Origin of the sequence: Sphingobium wenxiniae (genome assembly GCF_007830065.1) — a bacterium.
GTDB lineage: Bacteria > Pseudomonadota > Alphaproteobacteria > Sphingomonadales > Sphingomonadaceae > Sphingobium > Sphingobium wenxiniae.
On sequence record NZ_VLKK01000023.1, the window covers coordinates 21791 to 40039 of the forward strand.

At 63.6% G+C, this 18249-nt stretch carries 15 protein-coding genes and 4 pseudogenes; 6 read left to right on the plus strand and 13 right to left on the minus strand.

All coding sequences use genetic code 11. From position 1 onward, the window contains the following. Positions 1-50 precede the first annotated feature (50 nt). The 7 genes and pseudogenes from IQ35_RS18215 to IQ35_RS18245 all read right to left on the minus strand — a co-directional run bounded on the left by IQ35_RS18215 (position 51) and on the right by IQ35_RS18245 (position 9080). Entirely contained in the window at positions 51-2969 is a 2919-nt protein-coding gene (locus IQ35_RS18215) for a Tn3 family transposase (RefSeq protein ID WP_046194694.1), read from the minus strand. 158 nt (positions 2970-3127) lie between these two features. Then, a pseudogene (locus tag IQ35_RS18220) lies at positions 3128-4032 on the minus strand (IS3 family transposase); the annotation flags it as partial. A gap of 196 nt (positions 4033-4228) precedes the next feature. Then, complete coding sequence (locus tag IQ35_RS18225) at positions 4229-5209, minus strand: aldo/keto reductase (RefSeq protein ID WP_145075536.1); 981 nt, start codon at positions 5207-5209, stop codon at positions 4229-4231. A 32-nt stretch (positions 5210-5241) separates the two neighbouring features. Then, positions 5242-6093: an alpha/beta fold hydrolase gene (locus IQ35_RS18230; RefSeq protein ID WP_145075539.1), complete on the minus strand. Its 852-nt coding sequence runs from the start codon at positions 6091-6093 to the stop codon at positions 5242-5244. A 28-nt stretch (positions 6094-6121) separates the two neighbouring features. Further along, positions 6122-7123 (minus strand): NADP-dependent oxidoreductase, encoded by a 1002-nt coding sequence (locus tag IQ35_RS18235; protein WP_145075541.1) that lies wholly within the window; start codon positions 7121-7123, stop codon positions 6122-6124. 17 nt (positions 7124-7140) lie between these two features. Then, positions 7141-8235 carry an alkene reductase gene (locus IQ35_RS18240; protein WP_145075544.1) on the minus strand — a complete coding sequence of 365 codons (1095 nt, stop codon included), beginning with the start codon at positions 8233-8235 and terminating at the stop codon, positions 7141-7143. 56 nt (positions 8236-8291) lie between these two features. Further along, positions 8292-9080: an SDR family NAD(P)-dependent oxidoreductase gene (locus tag IQ35_RS18245; RefSeq protein ID WP_145075547.1), complete on the minus strand. Its 789-nt coding sequence runs from the start codon at positions 9078-9080 to the stop codon at positions 8292-8294. Between the two features lie 104 nt (positions 9081-9184). Here IQ35_RS18245 and IQ35_RS18250 point away from each other — a divergent pair, with 104 nt between their 5' ends. From IQ35_RS18250 to IQ35_RS21600, 3 genes and pseudogenes are all read left to right on the plus strand, one after another. Then, positions 9185-9769: a TetR/AcrR family transcriptional regulator gene (locus tag IQ35_RS18250; RefSeq protein WP_145075550.1), complete on the plus strand. Its 585-nt coding sequence runs from the start codon at positions 9185-9187 to the stop codon at positions 9767-9769. Continuing rightward, positions 9766-9891: a hypothetical protein gene (locus tag IQ35_RS21770; RefSeq protein WP_260401666.1), complete on the plus strand. Its 126-nt coding sequence runs from the start codon at positions 9766-9768 to the stop codon at positions 9889-9891. Before IQ35_RS18250 ends, IQ35_RS21770 begins: the two co-directional genes overlap by 4 nt. 39 nt (positions 9892-9930) lie before the next feature. Next, positions 9931-10272, plus strand: a pseudogene (locus tag IQ35_RS21600) (PaaI family thioesterase); the annotation flags it as partial. A gap of 126 nt (positions 10273-10398) precedes the next feature. On the opposite strand, the gene IQ35_RS18260 reads toward IQ35_RS21600, so the two are convergent. The 4 genes from IQ35_RS18260 to IQ35_RS18275 all read right to left on the minus strand — a co-directional run bounded on the left by IQ35_RS18260 (position 10399) and on the right by IQ35_RS18275 (position 15084). Then, positions 10399-10752, minus strand: coding sequence for a hypothetical protein (locus IQ35_RS18260; protein ID WP_145075553.1), 354 nt, complete (start codon positions 10750-10752; stop codon positions 10399-10401). Between the two features lie 192 nt (positions 10753-10944). Next, positions 10945-12495, minus strand: coding sequence for a DHA2 family efflux MFS transporter permease subunit (locus IQ35_RS18265; RefSeq protein ID WP_145075556.1), 1551 nt, complete (start codon positions 12493-12495; stop codon positions 10945-10947). A 19-nt stretch (positions 12496-12514) separates the two neighbouring features. Then, positions 12515-13681: an HlyD family secretion protein gene (locus IQ35_RS18270; protein ID WP_242003395.1), complete on the minus strand. Its 1167-nt coding sequence runs from the start codon at positions 13679-13681 to the stop codon at positions 12515-12517. Between the two features lie 14 nt (positions 13682-13695). Then, a complete protein-coding gene (locus IQ35_RS18275; protein WP_145075559.1) occupies positions 13696-15084 on the minus strand; it encodes an efflux transporter outer membrane subunit in 1389 nt (462 codons plus the stop codon). Between the two features lie 141 nt (positions 15085-15225). On the opposite strand from IQ35_RS18275, the gene IQ35_RS18280 reads away from it, so the two are divergent. Together IQ35_RS18280 and IQ35_RS21610 are read left to right on the plus strand one after the other, a co-directional pair. Continuing rightward, positions 15226-15846, plus strand: a complete 621-nt coding sequence (locus IQ35_RS18280) for a TetR/AcrR family transcriptional regulator (protein WP_158636704.1) — start codon at positions 15226-15228, stop codon at positions 15844-15846. A 287-nt stretch (positions 15847-16133) separates the two neighbouring features. Then, a pseudogene (locus IQ35_RS21610) lies at positions 16134-16259 on the plus strand (integrase); the annotation flags it as partial. Between the two features lie 96 nt (positions 16260-16355). On the opposite strand, the gene IQ35_RS18295 reads toward IQ35_RS21610, so the two are convergent. Both IQ35_RS18295 and IQ35_RS18300 read right to left on the minus strand, forming a co-directional pair. After that, entirely contained in the window at positions 16356-17693 is a 1338-nt protein-coding gene (locus IQ35_RS18295) for a PepSY-associated TM helix domain-containing protein (protein ID WP_145075565.1), read from the minus strand. After that, positions 17687-17989: a TonB-dependent receptor gene (locus tag IQ35_RS18300; protein ID WP_242003396.1), complete on the minus strand. Its 303-nt coding sequence runs from the start codon at positions 17987-17989 to the stop codon at positions 17687-17689. Before IQ35_RS18300 ends, IQ35_RS18295 begins: the two co-directional genes overlap by 7 nt. A 50-nt stretch (positions 17990-18039) precedes the next feature. Between IQ35_RS18300 and IQ35_RS18305 the strand changes: the two are divergent. Further along, positions 18040-18249 (plus strand): annotated as a pseudogene (locus IQ35_RS18305) (IS21 family transposase); the annotation flags it as partial.

Sequence of the window (18249 nt, forward strand, 5' to 3'; positions counted from 1 at the left end):
TAGCGCGTCGCTCGCGGTAAGTGATTGATATCCCTCATTCTGGAGGTTTTTCATGTTACGCTCCTGATCCCGGCCGCTGGCGGTTTCCCGCCCAGGAGCCGATCCCGGTGTGGCGAGACGTCAATGGTGATGACGCCTTTGGTGTTGATATGCTCGTGCGCATTGGGGGCGATGTGCATGATGTGATGATCCGGAAAGGTGTCCGGCATTCGCGCTCGAACCTCACCGATCCGGGTCGCGTTCCACGTCATGATAACGTTGGTAAGCAGTGTCAGGCCTGATGATATCGCGGCCATTTGTTCGGGCGTGCGGCCATGCCGTGCGCCGATCGGCCCGGAATAGATCGCGCGCTGCAGGGTGTGGACCGACTCGCCTTGGCTGAGCAAAGCGTCATTCATCCCACGGAACGCCGGATCGCCGAGATAAGCGCCCAGGAAGCGGGTCAGTAACAGCCTGCCGAAGGCATCCCCTGCCTGAAACGCCTCATCGCCCCGCGCGGCGCTGCCAAAGCGGTCCAAAACGTAGGTCGCGGAACACCAACCACTCTTGGTCGATGCCGCAATTCGGAGGAGCGGGTCCCATCCCCGAGTGATGGCGCTGGTTGAGACGGTCTCGCTCACAATTGGCCGCAGGCTGGCAGGTACATCGAGGCCACGCGGGAGATAGAGCTTGCGCTTGTTCATGCCGGCCAGCCTCGGCGCGAGATCAAACCCCACCAGATTGGCCAGCGCCATACCGAAATGTGTGTGGCCATGCGTATCCACCGCGACACGGTGGAGATCGACGGCTTCGTGGCGAAGAGCCCCTTCGATAGCGGCCCCGGCTTGCCGTCGGTTCAGGACGACGGCCTGGTCATGCAGGATCACCCATTGGTCGAGCACATGGGTGTAGGTTCCGACAGCCGGCGTGCGCCGTCGCGGATCATGGCGGGCTGTCCAGAGATGGCGGGTTGCATCAAGGCTCATCATGTCGGCCGATGCCTGAATTCCGCCTCCCCACAGCCTGGTGACCGGAAGCGTCCTGAAATGATCAAGCACCAAGCGGTTGGCCGCCGGCAATCGACCATTCGCCTCGATGCGGCGCATCATCTCGCCGACTGCGTCGGCTTCAATATTGAGCGTCATGCGCGCCATGTCGGCGGCGGTCAGATCTGAGCCCAAGGCGATCAGGGCCGCGTAGAGGATTATGAGTTCATGCTCGCTTGCGGGTGACCTGCCCAACAGCGCCCAGGAAAAGCGCGTGGCGGCATCGATGGCGATCAGCAGATCCGGCAACTGGATCTTTCCGACACCGGCGAACAGTTCGCGGCGAATGGCCTTGAGCCTTTCGTCTTCGGGAGCCGCCTTGAGTTTTGGAACGACCAATCGGTCGTTTTCAATCCGGATATCGCCTCTCGACACCGCCGCATCGATGGCTTTCAGGGCCGTCGTGAGTTCATCCTTGATCCAGCGGATGTTCGCTTCCGGCTTGGCTGACACGGCGAGGTTTCGCACGAACCGTGCTCGTTCCTTTTGCCATTGCGCCTTTGGGATCAGGCGGTCCTCAGGAGCACGGTGTTCCAGGCTGTGGTCGACGCTGGCCTGCCCATTGCGCAGCGAGCGTTTGAGCAGCATGAGCGTCGCCGCCCTATAGCCGCCAAAGGCGGCCTCGCGGTCCGGTTGATCGATGAGGAACGCCCACGTCCGACCGAATGGATTGGCGGTGCCTTCCGGCAATCGTCCCATTTCCGAACCCGCCACCCGGTCCAGTGTCGTCAATGCCTGCGAAAGCGGGTGCGTCGACGGCAGGTCCAAGCTGATCGACGAAGCCGCGCCCAACAACTCACTCGCGCCTCTGCCTGCTGTCGCCAGTTCCCGCCGGACCCGGCCAACCTTCGTGGATGGACCGTGTGCGCTGGCCGGCAGGAACGGCGCCAACATGGTGCGCATCTGGTCGCGCGCGACGGAAGCGGAGGTATTCTCATCGTCGACAAGGCTTGCCAATTGCAAGACCAACGCTTGATGTCGGCGCAGTTCGTCCTCGACCGCCGCCTCGGCGCGGGTTCGGGCCTGACGCCAGAGATCGGCGATCCGGTAGTCGATCATCCCCAGACCGCCATCCGTGAGACGCAGCAGTTGCAAGCGCAGAAAGCAGGCTATTTCAATGGTCTTGCGCTCACCACGCATCCGCTTGAGCGTCGCAGGCTTGCGGTAGAGCATTGATCTCGCCTGGGCGTTCAGCATTCCGGCTGCCAAGCCAAGATGGAGCCTGTCGGCCCCAAGTTTCTTCAGAAAATCGATCTTCGCGATATGGTCGGCGAGGCCTTTGGTTTTACGGGACGCGGGACTGTCTCGAAGCCATTCCAACCGCGTCTTGCCATTTGGCATCGTCTCCGACAGCTCAAGCGGCCAGACCTTCGTCTGTTCTATCCCCACTGCGGCTACCGCGCCGGCCAACAGACCGCCATCGTAATGGCGCCGGGCGCCTGATGCAGAACTCCTCAGCCGTCGCGTTGGCAACTGGACATAGTGGTGATCACGGAGCCATGCGCGCGCGGCTTGTTCCAACTCGTCCACGAGGAATTTGTCGCCGGCCTCGCGCCGCAGAAAGCCATTCAACGCGCGTTCCCCGTGCTCGGTGAGGTCGCGCAAACCCAGTGCCTGTTTCGCCGCGTCCTGATGCTCGAACAGCGTGCGGTGGCGGCGGTAAAGCGCGCGGATTGAGGCAAGCCGGGGCGGTGCAATCCCAAGCTCGGCACCGAGATGAGCCAGCACTTGCGGCGAAATCATCTCCACGGAATTGAGTGGTGCTCCCGTGAGGCGCAGAAAACCAACCTGCAGCGCCACGCCCAACCGGTTTAACGGTCGCCGGCGGCGGCGGACGGTTCGCCGATCGTCCTCGGAAAGCGAGAAGAAATGCGCGACTTCGGGTTCGGTTAAATTCTCCGGAAACCGTTCGCAACCAAGATATTGTCGAAACGGCGCATCCACGACTCGGCCCTCCCAGGAAAGACCCTACACACCGCCGGCTGAAGGTCGAGAAACCTCACCGGTCAATGATATCAATGGGTTACAATTTTCTCGCGGCTTTTATCGCTATGTTTCAATAGCTTGCTTAGCGGCACTTTTTGCACCGCCGTCACGAGAACCCCATTCTGCATCGGCTTGCCCGGGGCGATGTAATGCCACTCCAGCCCCATCTCCCCGCACCAGGCGAGGACCGCGTTCGAGGTCAGTTCGGTGCCGTTGTCGCTGACGATCATCCCTGGCTTGCCGCGCTCGGCGATGAGGTCGGTTAGCTCGCGCACGACCCTGCGCCCCGATATTGACGTGTCCGGCACCGCTCGCAGGCACTCGCGGGTCACATCATCGACGATGTTGAGCACCCGGAACCGGCGCCCCGACGCCATCTGATCATGGACGAAGTCCAGGCTCCACCGCTGGTTGGGGAGCGCCAGCACAGGTGCCGGAGCCCGTGCACCAATGGCACGGCGCCGGTTCCGCCGGCGTCGGACCGCCAGCTTCTCCTCGCTATAGAGCCGCTGCGTCTTCTTGCGGTTGATCACCACGCCTTCCCGCCGCAGCAGGATGTGCAGCCTTCGATAGCCGAACCGCCGGCGCTGCTGCGCAAGCTCGCGCAGCTTCGACCGAAGATCGGCATCATCATCCCGCTGCGATCGGTAGCGCATGCTCTTCCGATCAGCGCCGATAACACGACACGCCCGCCGCTCGCTCATCCCCAGGACCGCCTGGAGACGAGCGACCGCCTCTCGCTTCGCAGCGGGCGTCACCAATTTTTTGCGAGAAGATCCTTCAGGCCGGCGTTGTCGAGCATCGTCTCGGCCAGCAGCCGCTTCAGCTTGGCGTTCTCATCCTCGAGCGCTCGCAGACGCTTCGCCTCCGAGACTTCCAGGCCGCCGTACTTGGCCTTCCAGTTGTAGATCGTCGCTTCGGATACGCCGTGGCGCCGGGCCAGCTCGCCCGTCTTGGCACCGGCCTCCGCCTCCTTCAGCACGCCAATGGTCTGCTCTTCCGTGAACCTCAATCGCTTCATCGTCCGTCCTTCCATCAGGCCGGACTCTAATCATGCGTGGAGGAAAAGCAGGGGGGCACGTCAGCGGCACGCCTTTCAGCGTTCGGTTATGGACATCGAACGCAGTGCGGACCTGATGGGCAAGGACGATGTCGGGCGGGCTCGATTTCAAATCTCATGTGAAGATGCGTTCTGCGACATGGGGTGCTCCATTGCATCAGGCAACGGTCCTAATAGTTGCGCGGGGTGGCGTAGCCACCGGCGCACTGGCCGCATCGAGGCGGGCGATCTGCTCTGCCGAGAGGCGTAGAGTCGCTGCGCCCAGATTGCTGTCGAGTTGGGCGAGCGAGCGCGGTCCGATGATTGGCACCGCGCCGTGCGTTGCAGCCCAGGCGATGGCGACGCGATCGGCACTCGAGCCAATTTCTTCTGCCACCTCTAGCACGGCATCGACGGTGCTCGTCCGGAGCGCAGTGTTCTCCGCTTGGAAGACGCGGCCGCCGAGCCCTTCGGCGCGCCCGGTTTCACCCTTGCGATATTTGCCAGTCAGCACGCCACCGCCGAGCGGCGACCAGGTGACAACGCCGATCCCCAACGCTTCGCAGGCCGGGAACAAGTCGTCTTCGGGCGCGCGATGGACGAGGCTATGCTCGAACTGTGCAGCGGCGATCGGCACCGCGCGCGTGAGTTCGGTGAGGGTCGCCGCGCGCGCGAGCCGCCAGGCCGGGAAGTTGGAGAGGCCAGCGTAGAGGATCTTGCCGGCGCGGGCGAGATCGTCGAGACCGCGCACGATCTCTTCGATCGGCGTCAGGCCATCGGGATGATGCACCCAGTAGAGGTCGATCCGATCGGTCTTCAGCCGTTTCAGGCTCGCCTCGACCGAGGCGACCATGGCCTTGCGGCTGTTGCCCGTCACCAGCCGGTTGGCATCCGGCGCAGCACCATTGGTGAATTTGGTGGCGAGCACGAAATCCTCGCGCCGTCCTTGCAGCGCCGTGCCGAGAATCTCTTCGGACTGGCCGAACTGGTAGACATCGGCCGAGTCGATGAAATTCCCGCCTGCCTCGGCATAGGCGTCCAGAATGGCGGTGGCGGTTTCAGGATCGGCGCCATAGCCCCAGCCGGTGCCGAAATTGCCGGTGCCCAGCGCCAGTCTGGAAAGCTGAAGGCCGGTACGGCCGAACGTTGTATAGTCCATAGCGTATATCCTAATCGGTGCGGGCTGGCGTGTCAGGCGGCCAGGAAGGCCTTGGCCTTCGTCAGGAAGGCGTCGTGATACTGGAAGATGCCGCCATGCCCGGCGTCGGGGTAAAGGACGAGTTCGGCGCCCGGGATACGGTGCGCCATGTCGGTCGAGTTGTCGCTCGGCACCATGATGTCATGGTCGCCATTCGCTACGAGCACGGGCGTTCGGATGGTGTCCAGCGGCTGTTGCGCCTGCTGGCCCCATGCCTTTATGGCTTTGAGCTGGCGCAGGAACGCGCCGGGCGAGACCGCCTTGTCGCGATCGCGGGTCCGCTCCTTGAGCCGCACGAGAAACGCCCGGGCCGCACGCCTGCTGCTGGCGCTGGAGGTGAAGAAGAGATAGGTCTTGGGATCGCGGAAAGTCAGCAGCCCTTTGACGATGAGAGGCCACGAGACCGCCCCAACCCGATCAATGCCGATTCCGCCCGCAGGACCCGTGCCAGCGAGGATGGCGCGGCGGACGAGATCGGGCGCGTCGAACAGGATCTGCTGCGCGACGAAGCCGCCGAGCGAAAAGCCGATCAGGTCGATCGATGTCAGCCCTAGCGCCCGGATCGCGGCGATCATGTCGTCCGCCATTTCGGCGATGCTGAGCGGTGCTATACCGCCGGACGTGCCGATACCGCGATAGTCGAGCGCATAGACCGGGCGGTCGGCTGCCAGACCCTCGACGATCCAGGGGTCGAAATTATCGAGGTTCGCGCCCCAATGGTTGAGCAGCACGACCGGCACGCCGGTATCAGGCCCAATGCGGCGATAGGCGAAGCGCGTGCCGGTAGCCTCGACGTGGCGGGTGGGGACTGTCTTCCAGTCGGCGCTGCGGAAGTGGGTGGCCATGTTGGAATCCTTGTTTGTGGATATCGCGTCATTTCAGGGTGACGACGACCTTCCCCTTGGCGCGCCCAGTGTCGATGTAGGCAAAGGCGTCGTTCAGTTTCTCGAACGGGAATGTACGATCCACGACCGGACGGATAATGCCGTTCTCGATCAGCTTCGTGATCCCGCCAAGTTGCTCACCATCGGCGCGCATGAAGAGGAAGGAATAATCGACACCCGCGCGCTTCGCCTTGCGGCGGATGCCCGCGCTCATCAGGCGCAGCACGAGCCGAAGCACCGCGTTCAGCCCTTGCGCGCGCGCGAAGGCAGGATCGGGCGGGCCGGAAATGGAGATCAGCTTGCCGCCGGGCTTCAGGACCTTGAGCGATTTTTCCAGCGTTGCGGCGTCGAGGCTGTTTAGGACGACGTCGTAGCCCGACAGTTCCTCCTCGAACTTCTGGCTGCGATAATCGATGACGATATCGGCCCCCAAGTCCTTCAGCATCGGGGCGTTGGCGGCGCTGGCCGTCGTCGCAACGGTTGCGCCAAGATGTTTGGCGAGCTGGATGGCGAAGGTGCCGACACCGCCCGATCCGGCATGGATCAGCACCTTCTGCCCCGGCTTGATCTGTGCCCGCTCGATCAGCACTTGCCAGGCCGTCAACCCCACCAGCGGAATCGATGTGGCTTCCACCATCGACAGACTGGCGGGCTTGAGCGCCAGATCGCCCTCCTTGACGGCGATCCGTTCGGCAAAAGTGCCGATCTGCCCGTCGCGCGGACGCGCATACACCGCGTCGCCCGGCTTGAAGCGCCGCACATCAGCACCGACCCTGACGACGGTGCCAGCCAGATCATGGCCGAGGACAAGCGGCGTCTTGTAGGGCAGGATCGGCTTGAACGCGCCGTCCCGGATCTTGGAGTCGAGCAGGTTCAGCCCCGCAGCCTCCACCTCGACCACTACGTCGTCGGGGCCGGGCGTCGGTTCCGGCATGTCGCCGGGACGCAGCGCCTGTTGCTTGCCGTAGCGGTCGAGGATGAAGGCCTTCATGGTTCTGCTACTCCGGATCAGGCGTCAGCGGTGATGACGGCGACAGGATAATCGGTATAGCCCTGCGCGCCGCCGCCATAGATCGTGGCCGGGTTCATCTGGGCGAGCGGCGCGCCGCTTCTCAGCCGTTCGACCAGATCGGGATTGGCGATGAAGTCGTGGCCGAAAGCGATCAGGTCCGCCTTGCCCTCGCCGAGGCGGGATTTGGCCAGTTCAAGGGTATAGCCGTTGTTGGCGATATACGTGTTGCGGAACGCCTTGCGCAGCGCATCGAAATCGAACGGCGCCACATCGCGCGGCCCGCCGGTTGCCCCCTCGACGACGTGGATATAGGCGATACCGAGCGCGTCGAGTGCTTCCACCACATGGTTGAACTGCGGCTGCTCGTCGCTCGACGGCACCGTGCCATTTGCGGGTGACACGGGCGAGAGACGGACACCCGTGCGCTGCGCGCCGATTTCATCCGCCACAGCGGCGGTTACTTCGATCAGCAGGCGGGCGCGGTTTTCAATCGAACCGCCATAGGCGTCGGAGCGGACGTTGCTGGCTTCCCGCAGGAACTGGTCGAGCAGATAGCCGTTCGCCCCATGCACTTCGACCCCGTCGAACCCGGCCTCGATCGCGTTGGCAGCGGCCTTGCGGAAATCCTCGACGATGCCGGGGAGTTCGTCCAGTTCGAGCGCGCGCGGCTGCGACGCCTCAACAAAGCCGTTGTTCACAAAAACCTTCGTTTCTGCACGGATCGCCGATGGCGCAACCGGCGCTTCGCCGTCATGAAAATCGATATGGCTGACGCGGCCGACATGCCAGAGCTGGACGAAGATGCGGCCGCCCCTGGCATGCACCGCGTCGGTCACTGTGCGCCAGCCCGCGATCTGCTCGGGCGTGTAGAGGCCGGGTGTGTCCTGATAGCCCTGGGCCTGCTGAGAGACCTGAGTCGCCTCGGTAATGAGGAGCCCGGCGCTCGCGCGCTGGGCATAATAGTCCGCCGCAAACGCGCTGGGCACGAGGCCAACTCCGGCGCGGTTGCGCGTCAGCGGCGCCATGACGATGCGGTTCGTCAGCGTGAGGCCGCCGAGGTCGTAGGAATTGAACAGGTCCGTCTGGGTCATTGTCTCGATCTTTCGTTGTGATGATAGGATTGCGTCTGCTTGGCTTTCGCTGCCCTTCAGGCGTCCGCGATGTAGCGAGCGGCGGGCTGCGACTGCGAAATGCCGGGAAGCATCGCCTGACGCGCCGCGTCATAGGCATCCCATTTTCCGACTTCATGCAGCGGCGGGATAGTGACCGCCTCCCGGCGATCGAAACCCGCGAGCGCGGCGTCAACCAGGTCGTTCACTTCCATCACACCACTCAAGGTGTCCACATCAACGCCGGCATGGTCCCAGATTTCGGTGCGGGTCGTGGCGGGCAGTACCGCCTGCACATAGACGCCCTGCGGGCCGAGCTGCAGGTTGAGGGCTTGCGACAAATAAAGGGCGAACGCTTTGGTGGCGCCATAGACGGCCATCCCGAATTCCGGCGCGAGGCCGACCACCGAACCGATGTTGACGATCGCTCCCTTGCCCGATTGCGCGAGGCGCGGGGCAATGGCGTGGGCAAGCCGCACCAGAGCCGTCGTGTTGAGCGTCACCAGCCGCTCGACATCGTCCGTCGACTGATCGAGGAAGGTTCCCGCCAGGGTCGTCCCGGCGTTGTTGATGAGGATTTCGATCTGCGCATCGTCGCGCAGCCGAGTCTCCACCACGGCGCGCTCGGTGGGATCGGCGAGGTCCGCCGTCATGATGTCGACCGTAACGCCGGTCTCACTCCGCAGACGCTCGGCCAGCGCCTCCATGCGCGCTGCGTTGCGCGCGACCAGCACCAGATCATGGCCGCGCCGCGCGAAGCGATCGGCGTAGCCCGCGCCGATGCCGGTAGATGCGCCGGTGATGAGAACGGATGGTTTGGCGGTCATGGCATTGCCCTTTCATGGCATTGAAACTATATTCATGATAGTCGTCATCAATGATGTTGATATGATGGCTATCATGATAATGTCAATGGCATGCGGAGACGAAAATGAAAGTAAGCCGGGAACAGATGGCCCAGAACCGCATCCGCATCCTGACCGAGGCGGGACGCCTGTTCCGCGAGAAAGGTTTCGATGCGGTCAGCGTCTCGGAGGTGATGAAGGCCGCGGGGTTGACCCATGGCGGCTTCTATGGGCATTTCAAATCGAAGGACGATCTGATCGCCCACGCAATCGGCCATGTTGCCGGTAGTCAGTCTGATCCTGACGATATCGGTTCGTGGATCGACACCTATCTGTCCGTGCCCCATCGCGACCATCCCGAACGAGGCTGCCCGATGGCTTCCCTGGCCGGTCTCATGCGGCAGCAGTCGCCGGCAGCGCGCGCGTCGATGATGCAGGTCGTTGCGACCCAGATCGAAAGTCTTGCGGGCACCATGGCAGAGGGCGATGCCACTGAGCGCCGCAGGGCAGCCATCGGCAGGTGGTCGGCGATGGTCGGCGCGCTCATCCTCGCCCGGTCTATCGACGACCCCGTGCTGTCGGAAGAATTGCTGACCGCGACGCGCGCCTGGATTGACGAAAGGACGACTCCCGGCCAGCGCGCTTCGGCGCAGAAAGGCCGCGCGGCATGAACATCCTCGACAACAAGGAGGGCCTTGACGGCCACGACCAGTTGGCCGCGCTCATGAAGGCTGATATCCATCCGCCGATCGGCGAAATGCTTGAGTTCGCTCTCGTCGGGTTAGAGCGCTGACGCGTCGTTTTCGAGGGTTCGCCGTCTCGCAAGGTCTTCAATCCGATCGGCTCGGTGCATGGCGGTTATGCCGCGACCCTGCTCGACAGCGCTTGTGGTTGCGCCGTGCACTCCAGCCTTCCAGCAGGGCAGGGCTATACGACGCTCGAACTGAAGGTCGCCTATCATCGTGCCTTGACTGATAAAAGCGGCCCGGTGCGGGCTGAAGGAAAGTTGGTCTCGCTTGGGCGGCGGGTCGCCTTCTCAGAAGCGCGGCTGCTCGACGCGCAAGGGCGGCTCTGCGCGTCCGCAACCTCGACACTGCTCCTGTTCCCGATTGGCCCAGTGGTGGATGAGGAACCAGGAGACTCCAATCTACCAGGAGGCGCCAACGCCGAATAAAAAGAGACGCAGGAAGAGATGATCGATATTGGAGCAGCCTAAGTGGTCGGGAACTGAATGAACCCTTACGCTGCTCACCATGGTTTCTGTTGGCTTCTGTTCATCGTCCATCCTGTCGCAATCCAGTCACCAGTCCCCTGCCGCCGTGCGATCGCACTGATCTAGATATTGCCGCGCCGCCGCGACAAGCTCTGGCGCCAGACGATGGCCATCAGTTTCCCTTTGGAAACAGGCGCCCCCTCCCGCGTGCCGCATCGCAAACGCGCGCAGGGCTTCGAGTTTCGGATTGGCCAGCGGTGGAACACCCGTCGCTCCGAACATTTGCCGCAAAAGCGTGCGCAGCGGACCTCTTGCCTCAGGCTGCTTGATACGTTGCCGTTGCCGGCCATCGGACAATCCCACCAGTAGAGCCTGCAGTTCGAGCGGCGTGAGGATGGGAGGTCCAGTGACATCGGCCAGCGGCCGATCGGCCGCTTCCACCTCGTCGTCTGGTCGAGGGTACCTGCCAACCGACCTCGGCGAGGGGGCTTGGGGACGCCGAGTGGGGGCGCCGGCTGGCAGGCTGACGGGGGCCGCCACAGACGCTTGATCAGCACCCAGCGTGACGGCTGTCCCGCCAAACATAAGTCCGGGAATATGGGAATAAGGCGGCGTTGGATCATAACGCACAGTCTAATGGGCTCCGCTGGTATCGATCGGACCCTTTGGCTTGGGCGCCAGCCAGATGAGCGTGGCGGCGAACGCGAAGCAGATCGTGATAGCGGCGAACATGTTCAGCGTCGCCAGCATCACGCTTTGACCCTCGACGAGGCTGGTCAGAGCCGCGGTCGCGGATTGATATGACATGCCGTCGGCGATCATGCCCTCAAGCGTCGCCTGCCCCTGATGCATGGCGCCGGCCAGTTCGGTCTGGTTTTCCCGCGCGGCGTTGGCCCAGCCGGTCTGCACGATCGAGGTAGCGAATGCGCCGCCTAATGTCCGCATGAAATTCGTGAGGCCGGCGGCAGTCGCCTGCTCGTCTGGGTCCACACTCGCCATCGCAAGACCGGTGACAGGCACAAAGAACATGACCATGAACGGACCCATCAGGAGTGTTGGCCAGGCCATCTGCAGGAAAGTGACGTCCGAGTTGAAAGTCATCCGCCAGGCCACAGTCGCCCCGAGGCCCACGATGCCGAGCGATACGATCAACCTGGGATCGATTTTCTCTGTCAGCTTACCGATAGCTGGCGCCGAGAGGACGGCAAATATGCCCATCATCCCGGTCGCGTAGCCGGCCCAGGTCGCGGTGTAGCCCATATTCTGCTGGAGCCAGAGCGGCAGCAGGACGATGGCTGCGAAGAAGGCCCCGAACGCCACCGAATAGGTGACAGACGCCGCGACGAAGCCGCGATGGCGGAAAATCCGTAGATCGACAATAGGGTTCTTGTCGGTCAGCTCCCAGATCAGGAAAGCGACAAAGCCGATCGCGGCGATCGCTGCCAGCCAGCGGATTTCGGCAGCAGCGAACCAGTCATGGTTGCGGCCCTCGTCCAGCATGATCTGGAGAGCGCCGACCCAAAGAATCAGGAGTGCGAGCCCGACCTTGTCGATCATGGCAGGGGCGGTGGGATCAGGTTGGCCGCGCAGGAAGTAGAGGACGGCAAGGCCGCCGGCCGCTGCAACCGGCACCTTGATGAAGAAGATCCACTCCCAGCCCACACCGTCGCAGATGATCCCGCCAAGTATAGGGCCGGCCACGGGGCCGACAAGCGTCGTCATCGCCCAGATCACCGTTGCCAATGTCGCCTTTTCCGGGGGAAAAATGCGCAACAGCAGCATCTGCGAGAGCGGCATGATCGGGCCGCCGAACAGACCGAGCAGGACGCGCCCGCCAATCAGCGTGCCCAGCGACCCGGCAAGACCGCACATCAGAGAAATCAGGGCGAACGCCAGATAGCAGGTGATGAACACGCGCTGCGCCCCAAACCGCTTGGCGAGCCAGCCCGTGAGCGGGACGGTGATCGCCTCGGCCACCGCATAGGAGGTGATGACCCAGGTCCCCTGCGACGATGACACGCCGAGCGCGCCCGCGATGGTCGGAATCGAGACATTGGCGATCGTCGTGTCAAGCACGACCAGGAAATTGCCGAGCCCGATCGCAATCGCGGCGAGGATGAGCGTCGTGCCGGTGAGCGGCCCTGCGGGCAGAGCCGTTGCGCGGGCGGAAAAAGCGGTTGCCATCAGGTGAGGCTCCTGGCGATCAGTTCGAGATGTCGATGTCGGCGCTCATCGACAGGCCAACGCGCAGGGGATGTTCGCCGAGTTGTTTGGGATCCAGTTTGATACGAACCGGAAGACGCTGCACCACCTTGATCCAGTTGCCGGTTGCGTTCTGTGCTGGCACAACCGCGAAAGCGGCGCCCGTGCCGCCCGAAAAGCCAACCACGCGACCATGATATTCGACCTTGCCGCCATAGAGGTCCGATGTCAGCCGGACCGGTTGTCCGGGCCGAACCTTCGCAAGCTGAACTTCCTTGAAGTTGGCATCGACATAGGCACCCTGGATTGGGACAACCACCATCAGGGCCTGGCCCGGCTGCACGCGCTGGCCGATCTGGACCTGCCGCCGGGAGATGACCCCGTCGATCGGGGCGCGCAGGATCATGCGCTCAAGATCGACATGCGCCTGATCGCGAGCGGCCCGAGCCACTAGGACCTCCGGGTTGGCGTCGATCGTCGAATTGTCGATCAGCGCCTTGTTGGCATCACGGCTGCCGATGGCGGCCGTGCGGTTGGCCAGCGCCTGTGCCCGGGCCGCTTCGGCCGCCTTTACCCTGGCGAGGGCGGTGTGTTGGGCATTGCGCGCTACCGTGAGTTCATCGCCCGATACGGAGCCCGAGGCTGCCAATGCCTCGCGCCGCTGAAGATCAATGCGCGCCTTGTCGAGATCACCACGGGCGGCGGTGAGTTGAGCCTCGACGCTGGTCTGGTCGGCGACGCGCGCGGCGATCTGTGCTCCCAAGACGCTGTCGGTCGCAACCAGTCCGCGCACCCGGCGGACCGCCGACGCCAACTCGGCTTCGGCGCGGGCGAGAGCGATTTTCGCATCTGTATCATCGAGCCGGACAAGGATCTCGCCGCGCCTCACGGGTTGGGTGTCATCGACCAGCACTTCGCGCACCGGGCCTCCGACCAGCGGCGTCACCTGCGCGACATTGGCCCCGACATAGGCATTGTCGGTCTCGACATGCTGCGAGGCGATCAGGACATCATAGGCATAGTAGCCGCTCCCAAGCACCGCGACAGTCGCCGTCAGCGCGATGAACAGCCGCGTACGCTTGCCTTTGCGCGCGCGCACCTCACCGGGGCTTTCTTCCTCGATGATGGTGTGGACGTCATGTTCGATGATATGGGTTGTCTTGGACACGGGACTGTTATCCTTCAGGAACGAAAGCCGCCGCCGAGCGCGCGGACGAGAGCGACGTCGAGGGCAAAGGCGCGGGTTTGGAGCGAGGCGACGGCGCGGCGGGTGGCGATAAGGCCGTCTTCGGCGACGAGGACGTCGAGATAGGTGGCCAGGCCGCCGCGATAGCGGTTGTTGGCCACTGTCCAGGCAGCCGTGGCGGCGCGTTCGGCTTCCTGCGCGCGACCAAGCCGCTCGCCCAGCGCCCGCTGGCTGGCGGTCGCGTCGGCGACCTCGCCCAGCGCCTGGGTGAGCGCCCCGTCATATTGCGCTACCGCGTTCTGGTAATCAGCCTCGGCTGCCCGATATTGGCCGCGGAGTCGACCGCCATCGAAAATTGGCAGGCTGATCGCGGGCCCGGCCGTTCCAAAGGTGGAGCCTGATTTGAACACGTTATCGATACCGAGCGCCTGGAGGCCGATCAGGCCGGCAAGGTTAATGTTCGGATAGAAGGCCGCACGTGCCTCCCTGATCCGACTTCCCGATCCTTCGGCGCGCAGGCGCGCGGCGATGATGTCGGGCCGCCGCCCGATCAGTTCGGCGGGCAGGTTCGCGGGAAGACCGAAGGCGGTGTCGGACAACACGGACGGACGGGCGATCGATAGCCCCCGGTCTGGGCCGGCCCCGAGCAACACCGCGATGCGGTTGCGCGTGAGCGACAGGCTTTCTTCAAGCGCGGCACGTTCGCCCTGTGCCGTCGCCAGCGCGGAGCGGGCGCGCTCGACCGCGCCGTCATTTTCCATCCCCTGGGCCTTGCGCCCCTGCATCAGTTCCAGGGTGCGGCTACGCACCTTGACCGCGTCGACCACCGCGTCATGCTCGGCATACAATCCGGTCAGATCGGCATAGGCGCTGGCGATGCCGGCCGAGACCGCCAGTCTGGCGGCGGCGGCTTCCGCTCCCGCGGCTTCGGCCTCCGATCGGGCTGCGGCGAGCGCCGCGCGATTGCGACCCCAAAAGTCCAGTTCCCAATCGAGGCGGAGCGCGCCCTGTCCATAGTCGGGCCAACCCCGGGGCGAGAAGTCGCCAGGGATGAGATAATTATAGCTCTGCTTCGTAACGCCGCCTTGTGCATCGGCGGCGAGCGAGGGCAGCAGCCGGCTCCGCGTCTGACGGACCAGGGCCTCGGCCCGGGCGAAGCGTGCCTGAGCGACGCGAAGACCGGTAGCGCCCGCCAGACCTTCTTCGATCAGGGCGTCGAGTTGCGGATCGCCAAAGTCCGTCCACCATCGATCGGACGGCCAGGCGGCAACGGGCGCGGCAAGGCTTGTGCTACTGGCGAATTGCCCGGGCTGCGCGATCGGCCGCAGGTCGTTTTTTGCCGGAAGCGCCGCGCATCCACTCAGCAGGAGCGCGGCCACAGCCATTGGCCCGGCTTGGCTTGGATGAAACAGTTTTCCCACAACGTCACCAACCTATAATAAACTGAACGGTCTCGTTATAGACGTAAGCTTGCATCGACAAGGCAAAACTGTACCATTGGGTTCAGGAAAGGAGAGATGCTGATTATGAGGGTACGGACAGACGACCGGCGCAACGCCATCATCGAAGCGGCGAATGCGGTGTTCCGTGAGTTGGGCTATGAACGGACCAGCATGTCAGCCATCTCGGAGCGGGTCGGCGGGTCGAAGGCGACGTTGTATGGCTATTTCAAATCCAAGGAGGAGTTGTTCGTCGCCGCCATGCTCGAGGCGGTAGCAGAACAGGGGCAGGTGGTGATGGATCTGCTCGATCCGTCCGAACCCCGAGTGGATCTCGTGCTCCAGCGATTTGGCGAGGCGTATCTTGAATTTATGGCGACCCCTGAAACGCTCGCCGTCATACGGGCAGCGGTAGCGGAGGGCGCGCATGTCGCGGTTGGCGCGCGGCTTTATGAGAGCGGGCCAAAGCGCGGGTGGGAAGGGATGAAAGCGTATCTCGCGCGATTGTGCGAAAAGGGCGCTATCCGCGCCTTCGATCCAGGCATCGCCGCAGGTCATCTCAAGGGGATGCTGGAAGCCGGCGTCATCGAACCGCTCCTCTACGGTACGAAGCCTCAAATCGATCCGAAGCTGGCCGTTGCCGCTGCGGTGGAAGGATTTTTACGCGCGTACGGTTACACCGAAACCCGGTCGGGACAGGGGAAGTGAAGTGACCGGCGCGTGCCAGACAGTGTAGTTGGCTTGGTATCGCTATAGCGAAATTTACTCGGCATCCGATGTGTGGACGGCGTCCGGTCATTACGCCCGACAAGCTCAAAAAGGCGCGGGACCATATCGCGGCAAGGTTGACGGTCCGCGAAGCGGCTACCCGTCTCAAGGTCGGTAAAACCGCCCTATACAGGGCACTCGAAGGAGTGGCAGCAAAAGCAAAAGCCTGACGTTCCATCTTCGTAGGCCTCTAGCGTACCTAAATGTCACTTTCGTGTAGTGACCCCAGTAAGGGTGACCAGGAGGGTGAGGGGGCAACCGCCTATCTCAGCCCGCGCACCGTTCGGGCGATCGCCGCTTGGCTCGCGGCCGCCGGCATCGCGGCGGGCCCGGTGTTCCGACGCGTGAACGTGTGGCCTGCTGGGCGAAAGCCGTCGCGTGCGTCATCAGAACCGTGCTGGCCAGGATCAAAGAGGTTGAAAAACGCATCGGTCTATCTCCTTCGGGGGTCAGGATGTCGGGGAAGGCGTGGAGCGGCGGACGAGCCAGTCGACCGCCAGGATGATCGTCGCTGAAGCGCCGAACAGCGGCAGCAGCAGCGCCAGGAGAACGAAGGTGACGATGAGCGCGGGCTTCACCCGGCCGGTGATCGCAGTCGGCGCACCCAACGCACCTTGCGGCCGGCGCTTGAGCCACATCACGACGCCGAGGATGCTGATGGTGACCAGCGCGAGTGCGGTAACGACGCCGATCAGTTGATTGACCCAGCCGAACAACTGGCCTTCGTGCCAGGCAACCCCGGTGTTGACGATGCGGTCGATGACATGCTGGTCGGCAAAGCCGCGGCGCCCCGTCTCGGCGCCCGTCATGGGTTCATAGGTCACTTGCCGGCCGAGCCAGCGATTCTGCGCCTCGGATTTGACTGTCCAGACCTCGCCGGTGGGCGGACCGAAGCGTTGCGGCGCATGCGGTGGCAACACGATGACCGGAAACGCCATGTCTTCGCCGCGCGCCTTGGCAACGAACGTGGCGAGCGACAGGCTCGGTTCGTTCGAGGCAGGCCGCATAGCCATAGGCATGGCCCCATGATGGCCTGCATGGCCGCCATCGGCGCCGATCTTCCAGTCCTGCGGCCCACTGACCAGCCCCAGCTCGGTCCGCGCCCATTTGAACGCGCTGCCCCAGGCACCCGCCCACGGCAGGCCGCTCGCAAGCATGATCAGCACCAGCCCTGCGATCCAGAAGCCCGTGACGTGGTGGATGTCCTTCAGGAGCGGTCGGCCCTTGAGCGACAGACGTGGCCAGAACGTGCCGGCGGCCCGGAATGGACGGGGCCACCAGAGATAGAGGCCGGTCAGGATCATCACGATCGTCCAGCTCGCCGCCAGTTCGACCAGCCAGTCGCCCCATGTGCCGAGCAGAAGCGTGCCGTGAATGCGCGCTACCGTGTCGGCGATGCGCGTGTCGGGATCGAAGCTCCCCAGTACCTTGCCCTGCGGGGAGACGAAGACCTGACGCTTGTCGCCCTGCGCGGTGCCGAGCTGGACCATCGCCGCATCACCCGTCTCTCGGGGAAGCCGGTAATTGTCGAACCGGGCACCGGGGTTCGCCGCGAGCACTGCCGCCAGTTGCGCGTCGGGCGATACCGCCCCCTCAGTCCCGAGGTTCAGCCATGCACGCTCCTCCCAGCGCTCGATCTGCGGTTTGAACAGATAGATCGCGCCAGTGATCGAGAGGATCAGGATGAAGGGCAGCACGAACAGCCCGGCGTAGAAATGCCAGCGCCAGATCGTGCGATAGGCGGTGCCTGCCTGTGTTGGCGATCGTGTGTCGGTCGACGTCACCATGTGAAGCGAACGCCGCCGAACACGGCGCGGCCGGTGCCTGGGTTGAAGATCTCCGAATTGGCGTTCGCGACGCCTGCGATCGCGACGGTCGCGATGTAACGCTTGTCGGTCAGATTGCGGCCCTCGACATAGACCGACCAGTGCTTGCCCGCATCGAACCCGGTCTTGAGGTTCAGCAGCGCGTAGGGATCGACGCTCAGCGTGTTGGCATTGTCGGCAAAATAGTGGCCCGGCTGTTGATTTCCACTGAGAGTTGACCCGGGAGGGGCATAAGTTTCCACTGAGAAGTGACCCATGTTTTGACTTCCCTCTGGCTGATTGGTCGGAGGATTCAGGAGTGATCGACATGGCGTTATTGAGTGTAATCCGGCGCTGGCATTTCCGGCAGCAGGTTCCGATCCGGGAGATCGAGCGGCGCACTGGTTTGTCGCGCAACACGATCCGCAAGTACCTGCGGGCGGACACGGTAGAGCCGCAGTTCAAGGTTCCCGAGCGGCCGAGCAAGCTGGACCCGTATGCGGAGAAGCTGTCAGGCTGGCTGCGGATCGAGGCTGGC

Excerpts from the sequence above, each read along its gene's own strand:
- IQ35_RS18225 (WP_145075536.1), bottom strand. The coding sequence starts at position 5,209 with ATGGACTATACAACGTTCGGCCGTACCGGCCTTCAGCTTTCCAGACTG.
- IQ35_RS18230 (WP_145075539.1), bottom strand. The coding sequence starts at position 6,093 with ATGGCCACCCACTTCCGCAGCGCCGACTGGAAGACAGTCCCCACCCGC.
- IQ35_RS18235 (WP_145075541.1), bottom strand. The coding sequence starts at position 7,123 with ATGAAGGCCTTCATCCTCGACCGCTACGGCAAGCAACAGGCGCTGCGT.
- IQ35_RS18240 (WP_145075544.1), bottom strand. The coding sequence starts at position 8,235 with ATGACCCAGACGGACCTGTTCAATTCCTACGACCTCGGCGGCCTCACG.
- IQ35_RS18245 (WP_145075547.1), bottom strand. The coding sequence starts at position 9,080 with ATGACCGCCAAACCATCCGTTCTCATCACCGGCGCATCTACCGGCATC.
- IQ35_RS18250 (WP_145075550.1), top strand. The coding sequence starts at position 9,185 with ATGAAAGTAAGCCGGGAACAGATGGCCCAGAACCGCATCCGCATCCTG.
- IQ35_RS21770 (WP_260401666.1), top strand. The coding sequence starts at position 9,766 with ATGAACATCCTCGACAACAAGGAGGGCCTTGACGGCCACGACCAGTTG.
- IQ35_RS18265 (WP_145075556.1), bottom strand. The coding sequence starts at position 12,495 with ATGGCAACCGCTTTTTCCGCCCGCGCAACGGCTCTGCCCGCAGGGCCG.
- IQ35_RS18275 (WP_145075559.1), bottom strand. The coding sequence starts at position 15,084 with ATGGCTGTGGCCGCGCTCCTGCTGAGTGGATGCGCGGCGCTTCCGGCA.
- IQ35_RS18280 (WP_158636704.1), top strand. The coding sequence starts at position 15,226 with ATGAGGGTACGGACAGACGACCGGCGCAACGCCATCATCGAAGCGGCG.
- IQ35_RS18295 (WP_145075565.1), bottom strand. The coding sequence starts at position 17,693 with ATGGTGACGTCGACCGACACACGATCGCCAACACAGGCAGGCACCGCC.
- IQ35_RS18300 (WP_242003396.1), bottom strand. The coding sequence starts at position 17,989 with ATGGGTCACTTCTCAGTGGAAACTTATGCCCCTCCCGGGTCAACTCTC.